Consider the following 8,352-nt stretch of genomic DNA (forward strand, 5'->3'; position numbering starts at 1 on the left):
GGACTCGGCGGGGCCGGACGAGCCGGCGTGCTGCAATGAAGGGATGGTCGCAAAATACCTTTGCGGTCCGGTTACCGGCGGCGCTCGAATTGCAGCGGTCGTGGCGGGCGGGGCGGGCGGCGTGCATCGGCGGATGCGTGCGGGCGGCGTGCCGCATTGTTTCGTCTCGTTGACCGTTCCGTGATTTGCCCGAGGGGCTTCCGGCATGCTCGGCTCGTGCGAGGACGATGCTCGCGCCACCTCGGGGAGGAGAGCCATGCGCAACTGGATCGGTCCCGCTCTGTTTCTCGCCGGCTCGCTGCTGATTTGGGCCGGCTGGCTGCGCAAGCAGCGGGTGCTCGCGGCGCGCACGGCGCTCGCCGCCCGCGGCATCTTTCCCGAGCCGCCGGCGCTGACCTCGATGGCGACCTATGGCGAGATTCTGCGGCCGATGATCCTCTGGTTCATGGCCTATGTCGGCCTGAAAACCGCGTTCCTGTTCTGGGTGATGGCGGGCACGCGCTGGTTCTCTTGGCTCGATCTCGGCGGCCTTTTGTTTCTGTTCGCCGGCTACGGCACCTGGATGAGTCTTCGGGTGACCTACCGCTTCAGCGACCTCGAGGCGGCGGAGAAGGCGGCGCGGGCCGGGCAGGAGGCGCAGGCACCGGCCGAGCCGGAGACGGAGCCGGTGGGCGAACGCGCCGGCGAAGCATCCGTGCAGCCGCGCCGCCCGGCCGCGGCCGTGCCGAACCCGCGGGCGGTGCCGCGAGGGGTGCCGGCCCGGCGGTCGTTCGAGCCGCCGCGGACCGCCGTGTCCGCCGGATCGACCGGATCGGCCGGCCGCGTCGCATCCCGGGCGGGACGTGCCGTGTAGTTTCGCAGAAAGGCAAGGCTCCATCGTAGCCCGGATCGAGCGAAGCGAGATCCGGGACTCCTCCGGCAGGCGCCTCGACCCGAAAACCCAGGATTTCGCCTCGCTCGATCCGGGCTACGGTTGCTCTCCGTATTCCGTAGGGTGGGCATGCGAAGCATGCCCACGTCGTGCCGCCGTCTCGTTGTTCCTTGCGTGGGCACGGCGCCTTGCGCCTTTGCCCACCCTACGCTTGCTTCTCTAAGGAAGAGTATCGGCACCGTGTGAGCGGCGCAATGCGCCGCCCACAACGCCTGTCTCGGCTCACGAGCACCCCGTCGTGGACCCGCACGTGTCGCACTTCATGCAGGTGCCGTTGCGGACGAGGGTAAAATTGCCGCACTCGCCGCAGGGGTCGCCCTCGTAGCCCTTGGCCTTGGCCTCGGCGCGCTTTTCGCGGACGTGCGCTTTCGCGTCCGCGCGGGCGGAGGTTTCGCGGGCCTCCGCCGGCGACTGCCATGGCAGATCGTCGAGTGCGCGGGCGGGCTCCGACTTCAGCGCCACCGCCGCAGCGATGCCGGCGGTCGCGGCGCGGGGCAGGGGCGTGACGTTCGCCGCATGATGTGCCCCACCATGCGCCCCGCCAGCGAGCGAAGAGCCCGTGGCACCGGTCTCGGCCCCGCCGTGCGAAGAACGCGCCTCGGCATGCGACCGGCTCTCCGGCTTTCCCTCGCCGGCCGGATGCTGCAGTCCCGGCGGATGGCGGTGCTCGGTGGTCACCGCGCGGTGCTCGGTGCCGCCGCCCTGCATCACCACCAGCTTGTCGGTGCGCGAGCGCGTCAGGCCGCGCGAGACCAGGCGGGCGGCCGGCGTGCCCTCCGGCGCCTTGCCCTCGGCGACGCCCTTGCCGAGCGCATCGAACCCGCCGGTGGTCGAGGGGTCGACATGGGCGAGGTCGAAGCGGGCGAGATACGACACCGCCAGCTCACGAAACACGTAGTCGAGGATCGAGGTGGCGTACTTGATCGAGTCGTTGCCCTGCACCGGGCCCGACGGCTCGAACCGGGTGAAGGTGAAGGCGTCGACATACTCGTCGAGCGGCACGCCGTATTGCAGGCCGAGCGACACGGCGATGGCGAAGTTGTTCAACAGCGACCGGAGGGCGGCGCCCTCCTTGTGCATGTCGATGAAGATTTCGCCGAGGCGGCCGTCGTCGTACTCGCCGGTGCGCAGATACACCTTGTGGCCGCCGACCACGGCCTTCTGGGTGTAGCCCTTGCGGCGATCCGGCATCTTTTCGCGCTCGCGCATGACGATGATGCGCTCGACCACCTTCTCGACGATCTTCTCCGACAGCGCGGCGGCGCGAGCGGTGGCGGGCTTCTCCAACAGCGCCTCCACCTCGTCGTCGTCCTCGTCGTCGGCGACCAGCTGGCTCTGCAGCGGCTGCGACAGCTTCGAGCCGTCGCGATACAGCGCGTTCGCCTTGAGGCCGAGCTTCCAGGACAGCATGTAGGCCGCCTTGCAGTCCTCGACGGTCGCCTCGTTCGGCATGTTGATGGTCTTCGAGATCGCGCCGGAGACGAACGGCTGCGCCGCCGCCATCATGCGGATGTGGCTCTCGACCGAGAGATAGCGCCGGCCGTTGCGGCCGCACGGATTGGCGCAGTCGAACACCGCGTAATGCTCGGGCTTCAGGTGCGGCGCGCCTTCCACCGTCATCGCCCCGCAGACATGGACGTTGGCGGCCTCGATCTCGCGCCGCGTGAAGCCGAGGGCGGCCAGCATGTCGAAGCCGGGCTTTGCCAGCTCCTCCGCCGAGAAGCCGAGCGTGTCGATGCAGAAGGCCTCGCCGAGCGTCCATTTGTTGAACGCGAACTTGATGTCGAACGCGGTCGGGAGCGCCTTGTCGATGGTCGCCAGAATCTCCGGCGTGAAGCCTTTTGCCGCGAGGCTCTTGTGGTTGATGCCCGGCGCGTCCGACAGGGTGCCGCGGCCGACCGCATAGGCCTCGATGTCGGCGATCTGCGCGTCGCTGTAGCCGAGCTTTCGCAGGGCGGTCGGCACCGCGCGGTTGATGATCTTGAAGTAGCCGCCGCCGGCGAGCTTCTTGAACTTCACCAGCGCGAAATCGGGCTCGATGCCGGTGGTGTCGCAGTCCATGACGAGGCCGATCGTGCCGGTCGGCGCGATCACGGTCGCCTGCGCATTGCGGAAGCCGTGCTCGGTGCCGAGCGCGAGCGCCTTGTCCCATGCCTTCACGGCGTGCTCGACGAGGCGCGGATCGGGGCAGGCGGCGCGGTCGAGCCAGACCGGCAGCGTCTGCAGCTTCTCGTAGCCGTGCTTCTCGCCGTGCGCGGCGCGGCGATGGTTTCTGATCACCCGCAGCATGTGCTCGCGGTTCTTCTTGTAGCCGGGGAACGGCCCGAGCAGCATCGCCATCTCGGCCGAGGTCGCGTAGGCGACGCCGGTCATGATCGCCGACAGTGCACCGCAGATCGCCCGGCCCTCGTCGGAGTCGTAGGGGATGCCGGACGACATCAGGAGGCCGCCGAGATTGGCGTAGCCGAGGCCGAGCGTGCGGTACTCGTAGGAGAGCTGGGCGATTTCGCGCGAGGGGAACTGCGCCATCAGCACGGAGATTTCCAGCACGATGGTCCACAGCCGCACCGTGTGCTCGAAGCCTTCGACGTCCAGCCGGTCGGCGGTCGCGCCCTCGGCGGAGGCGAGGTTCGCCTTCATGAACGTCAGGAGGTTCAGCGAGGCGAGATTGCACGCCGTGTCGTCGAGGAACATGTATTCCGAGCACGGGTTCGAGGCGCGGATCGGCCCCGAGGCCGGGCAGGTGTGCCAGTCGTTGATGGTGGTGTGGAACTGCAGGCCGGGATCGGCCGAGGCCCAGGCCGCATAGGCGACCTTCTCCCACAGGCCGCTCGCCTTCACGGTCCGGGCGACCTTGCCGGTGGTCCGCCAGGTGAGATCCCAGTCACGGTCGGCCTCGACCGCCTTCAGGAAGTCGTCGGTCACCCGCACCGAGTTGTTGGAGTTTTGGCCGGAGACGGTGAGATAGGCTTCCGAATCCCAGTCGGTGTCGAACACCGGGAACTCGATGTCCTTGTAGCCCTGGCGCGCGTACTGGATCACCCGCTTGATCATGTTGTCGGGCACGAAGGCGCGCCGCGCGGCCTTGATCTCGCGCTTGAGAACCGGGTTCTTCTCCGGGGTGAAGCAGTCGTCGCCGGAGCCCTGGCAGTTGACGCACGCCTTCATCACCGCCCGCAGATGTTTCTGGGCGGTGCGCGAGCCGGTGACCAGGCTCGCGACCTTCTCCTCCTCGGTGACCTTCCAGTCGATATAGGTCTCGATGTCGGGGTGGTCGACGTCGACGATCACCATCTTGGCGGCGCGGCGCGTCGTGCCGCCCGACTTGATGGCGCCCGCCGCGCGGTCGCCGATCTTGAGGAAGCTCATCAGGCCGGACGACTTTCCGCCGCCCGACAGCTTTTCACCCGAGCCGCGCAGGCGGGAAAAATTGGTGCCGGTGCCGGAGCCGTACTTGAACAGCCGCGCCTCGCGCACCCACAGATCCATGATCCCGCCCTCGTTGACGAGGTCGTCCTGGATCGACTGGATGAAGCAGGCGTGCGGCTGCGGGTGCTCGTAGGCCGACTTCGAGCGGTGCACCTTGCCGGTCTTGAAGTCTACGTAGTGGTGGCCCTGGCTCGGCCCGTCGATGCCGTAGGCCCAGTGCAGGCCGGTGTTGAACCACTGCGGCGAGTTCGGCGCCACCATCTGGCTCGCCAGCATGAAGCGCAGCTCGTCGAAGAAGGCGCGGGCGTCGGCCTCGGAGTCGAAATAGCCGCCGTGCCAGCCCCAATAGGTCCAGGTGCCGGCGAGCCGGTCGAACACCTGCCGCGCCGAGCTCTCGCCGACGGTGCGCTCCTTCTCGGGCAAGCCCTTCAGCGCCTCCTCGTCGGGCGCCGAGCGCCACAGCCAGGAGGGGACGGTCTCCTCCTCGACCTTCTTCAGCTGCGCCGGGATGCCGGCCTTGCGGAAGTATTTTTGGGCGAGCACGTCGGAGGCGACCTGCGACCAGGCGGCCGGCACCTCGACCGCGTCGGCGCGAAACACCACCGAGCCGTCCGGATTGCGGATCTCGCTGGTGGTGGTCCGGAACGCGATGTCCGCGTAAGGGGACTGCCCCTCTTTGGTGTATCGCCGCTCGATCCGCATCTCTTGCCTCTTCCTCGTCCCGGTCGTCGCCATCCGGCGAGCGCCGACGGTTCCCCGATCGCCGCGCGCCGTTCGGCTCGCGGCTTCCCCGCCGCCGGCCCGCGGCCGACGACGTACTCCCCTCGAAAACACCGTGCTCCGACTGACGCCCGTTACCCGTTGATCCGCGCGCGCGGTCCCGATCGTGTTCTTCACGTCCGTCCGGGCGTATCTCCGACCGAGGCCCGGGCACGACGAAACGTGTCCACGAAGGGCAACCGCCCCTGGTGGATGATCGTCGCAAGCCTCTCGGAATCGCCCGGCGAGGACGCATCACTCGCCGCGCCGCAGGGTCTGCACGCTAGGCCGACTCCGCCGAGGCAGTCAAGACGTAGTGCGGAGATCTGAACCATCCCCTAAATATGGTGGCTCATGCGGAGAATTGTGGGGATATTCTCGAGGTCTCGGCAACCCACTGGAATCCGGGACGGAATCTCCGGCTGCCCACAGGCGGTCCACACCCGGCCCGTCGCCCGGGGGGAAGACGGTACCGCGATCGGTGCCATCGCACCGCACAAAGGGCAGTGAATTTCCCTCCGTCGCCGAAATATTTACGCGCGCCGCGGCCGGCCGTGCAACGGACGCGAGCAGGGGGGTACCGACGTCTGCGCGCATCCCCCGCGCCGCCGCCGACTCGCGGCTGCGACTCGGGCCGCGCCGGGGGCGGATCGGGTGTCACGGCCGATTCGCCGTCAGGCGGACCCGCTCGGGACCGCCGCGGCGGCGAGGGCGCTGCTCCGGCCGGCCGCCGACACACCGGCCGCCGTCACACCGTCCGCGGTCGCACCGTCTGCCGTCGCACCGTCGCGCCCCCGCGCGCCGTCGTCGCTCACCGCCGTGCGCACGTGGGGCAGCGCCTCCGGACACTCGGCGCGCAGATAGGCGATCAGCTTCTCCCGCACCTCGCAGCGCAAATCGAACGCCTCGCCGGCCGAGCGGGCGCTGACCAGCGCGCGCAGCTCGACGGTCCGCTCGGTCGCGTCGGTCACCTGCAGCACCGCGACCCGGCCGTCCCACAGCGCCGAGCCGGCGACGATCTCCTCGAGCTTCTTTCGCACGCGGGCGACGGGCACCGCATAGTCCGCATGGATCAGCACGGTGCCGAAAATGTCCTGGTTGTCGCGCGTCCAGTTCTGGAACGGCTTTTCGATGAAATAGGTGAGGGGGACGATCAGGCGCCTCAGATCCCACACCCGCACGACGACGTAAGTCGATGTGATCTCTTCGATCTCGCCCCATTCGTTCTCGACGATCACGGCGTCGCCGATGCGGATCGGCTGGGTGATGGCGAGCTGCACGCCGGCGATCAGGTTGGAGAACAGCGGCCGCGCCGCGAGGCCCACCACCAGGCCGGCCGCACCGGCGGAGGCGAACAGGCTGACGCCGTATTGCCGAACCGTGTCGAAGGTCATCAGCGCCGCCGAGACGGTGACCACGCCGACCAGCGTCGTCACCACCCGCTTGAGAATGCGCACCTGGGTGACGTGCTTGCGGGCGAGCAACGTGTTGGTGGTGTCCGCCCGGTAGAAGCGGCGCATGTAGAGCGCCGAGGCGATGTCCACCGCGATCGCCGCGATCCAGCCGAGCAGCAGCACGAGCACCACGCCGAGAATCCGCACCGCGCCGTCGGCGAGATAGCCGTCGAACGGCATCGCCGGCAGCAGCGCCGCCACCACGAAGATCGCGATGGCGACCCGGCTCGGGCCGTAGCTGCGGGTGAGCAGCGACTGGACGAACGGCCGCCCGGTGAAAATCCGCCGCAGAAGGGCGACCGCCAGCGCGTGCACCATCAGCGCCGCACCCGCGCCGAGCGCCAGCGCGACCACGCCGACCACGCTGCCGGGAATTCGGGAAAGCGCATCGTAGATCGCGGCCAAGATGCTCTCGATCCTGTCCAAATCGATCTCCTTCACCGCACGTTTCGAGGGTCGGTCGTGCGGTGCGGGCGTTTCTACCGCGATGCGGTAATCTTTCCGCTGCGTCGCACAACGGCGTCAACGAGTCGTCCGGTTTCGGGTTCCTCGGCCTTTCGTCGGCCGGCGCACGCGCCGCTTTTCGGGTGCGCCGTCGCGCTCCTGGACATCGGCCGGCCCGGGTGGCATGAACCGGAAAACCTCGAGCCGCAGGGAAACGATGGACACCAAGACCTTCCTGACGCGCTTCTTCACGTGGTGGAACGGGCAGACCTTCGGGACCCAGGTCTTCACCTCGCGGCACGGCGAGCTGGTCGGCGAGGACGAGCAGGGCAACCGCTATTATCGTGCCAAGGGCGGGGCGATCAGCCCGGCCTTCGGGCACGATCGCCGCTGGGTGATCTACAACGGCGAGGCCGAGCCCTCGCGCATCCCGCCCGAGTGGCACGCCTGGATCCACCACATCGTCGACGTGCCGCCGTCCGCGCAGACGATCACCCCGCGCGAGTGGTGGAAGCCGCACGTGCCGAACCTCACCGGCCTGCCGGGCGCCTATCGCCCGCCGGGCTCGACGCTCGCCCAGGCGCGCCGCCCGGCCGCCACCGGCGACTACCAGGCCTGGTCCCCGGACCGCTGAGACCGCGCCCGCGCCGCGGCCGGTCGCGGTCCGGCCCGGCGGCGGATCGGCGAAAACGGCGGTGCGTCACCTTGTCGGTGCCGCAATCCTGATGTCGAGTGCCGGGCGTGCGGGGCCTGTGCCGCCGCGCGGCTCGTCCGATTCGATCTTTCCCGAGTTCGCCCATGCTCCGAACGTCTTGCGCGCCGCTCGCGCTTCTCGGTCTCCTGCTGGCGACCGCGCCGGCGTCCGCCCAGTTCGGCAGCATTTTCGGCGACCCGCCGCGTCCCCCGAGCGCGGTGCCGACCCGCCGCGCGCCGGCCGCGCCGCCGCCCGGCTCGCTGCAGCCGGTGACGCCGATGCCGGACGACGACTATGTCGCGCCGCCGCCGCTCTATCCGGGGCAGGACCCGGACAGCGAGCAGACCTACCAAGCGCCCGATGCCGGCCGGACACCGGACTACGGCCGATCGGGTGACCGCACGCCGGATTATGGTCGCTCGGGCGACCGGTCGCCGGGTTACGGCATGCGCTCGGGCACCGGGCTCGATTCCTTCGAGTCGCAGCCGCTGCCGCCGCCGCCCGGCGCCACGGTGGCGCCCGCCACCCCGGTTCCGGCCACCCCGATGCCGCCGGCGAATGCCGCGATCGCCCCCGCCCAGCCGGGCCAGTCGGCCGCCCCCGGCGCCGCGCCGGGCCAGCAGGCGCCGGCCGGATCGGCG

4 protein-coding genes and 1 pseudogene are annotated in these 8,352 nt (G+C 69.5%); 3 read left to right on the forward strand and 2 right to left on the reverse strand.

Features of this window, described 5'->3' with window-relative positions; genetic code table 11:
* Positions 1–256: 256 nt before the first annotated feature.
* Positions 257–853, forward strand: a complete 597-nt coding sequence (locus tag A33M_RS10630) for a hypothetical protein (RefSeq protein WP_008386781.1) — start codon at positions 257–259, stop codon at positions 851–853.
* A 300-nt stretch (positions 854–1,153) separates the two neighbouring features.
* On the opposite strand, the gene A33M_RS10635 is transcribed toward A33M_RS10630, so the two are convergent.
* Complete coding sequence (locus A33M_RS10635) at positions 1,154–5,062, reverse strand: vitamin B12-dependent ribonucleotide reductase (RefSeq protein WP_008386784.1); 3,909 nt, start codon at positions 5,060–5,062, stop codon at positions 1,154–1,156.
* 731 nt (positions 5,063–5,793) lie between these two features.
* On the reverse strand, positions 5,794–7,014 hold the full coding sequence (locus A33M_RS10640) for a mechanosensitive ion channel family protein (RefSeq protein ID WP_008386788.1): 1,221 nt from the start codon (positions 7,012–7,014) through the stop codon (positions 5,794–5,796).
* Positions 7,015–7,234: 220 nt separating this feature from the next.
* Between A33M_RS10640 and A33M_RS10645 the strand changes: the two genes are divergently transcribed.
* Together A33M_RS10645 and A33M_RS10650 are read left to right on the forward strand one after the other, a co-directional pair.
* On the forward strand, positions 7,235–7,651 hold the full coding sequence (locus A33M_RS10645) for an NADH:ubiquinone oxidoreductase subunit NDUFA12 (protein ID WP_008386790.1): 417 nt from the start codon (positions 7,235–7,237) through the stop codon (positions 7,649–7,651).
* Between the two features lie 164 nt (positions 7,652–7,815).
* Positions 7,816–8,352, forward strand: a pseudogene (locus A33M_RS10650) (hypothetical protein); the annotation flags it as partial.

This window comes from Rhodovulum sp. PH10 (assembly GCF_000293785.1).
In the GTDB taxonomy this organism is placed as follows: domain Bacteria; phylum Pseudomonadota; class Alphaproteobacteria; order Rhizobiales; family Xanthobacteraceae; genus Rhodoplanes.

Excerpts from the sequence above, each read along its gene's own strand:
- A33M_RS10630 (WP_008386781.1), top strand. The coding sequence starts at position 257 with ATGCGCAACTGGATCGGTCCCGCTCTGTTTCTCGCCGGCTCGCTGCTG.
- A33M_RS10635 (WP_008386784.1), bottom strand. The coding sequence starts at position 5,062 with ATGCGGATCGAGCGGCGATACACCAAAGAGGGGCAGTCCCCTTACGCG.
- A33M_RS10645 (WP_008386790.1), top strand. The coding sequence starts at position 7,235 with ATGGACACCAAGACCTTCCTGACGCGCTTCTTCACGTGGTGGAACGGG.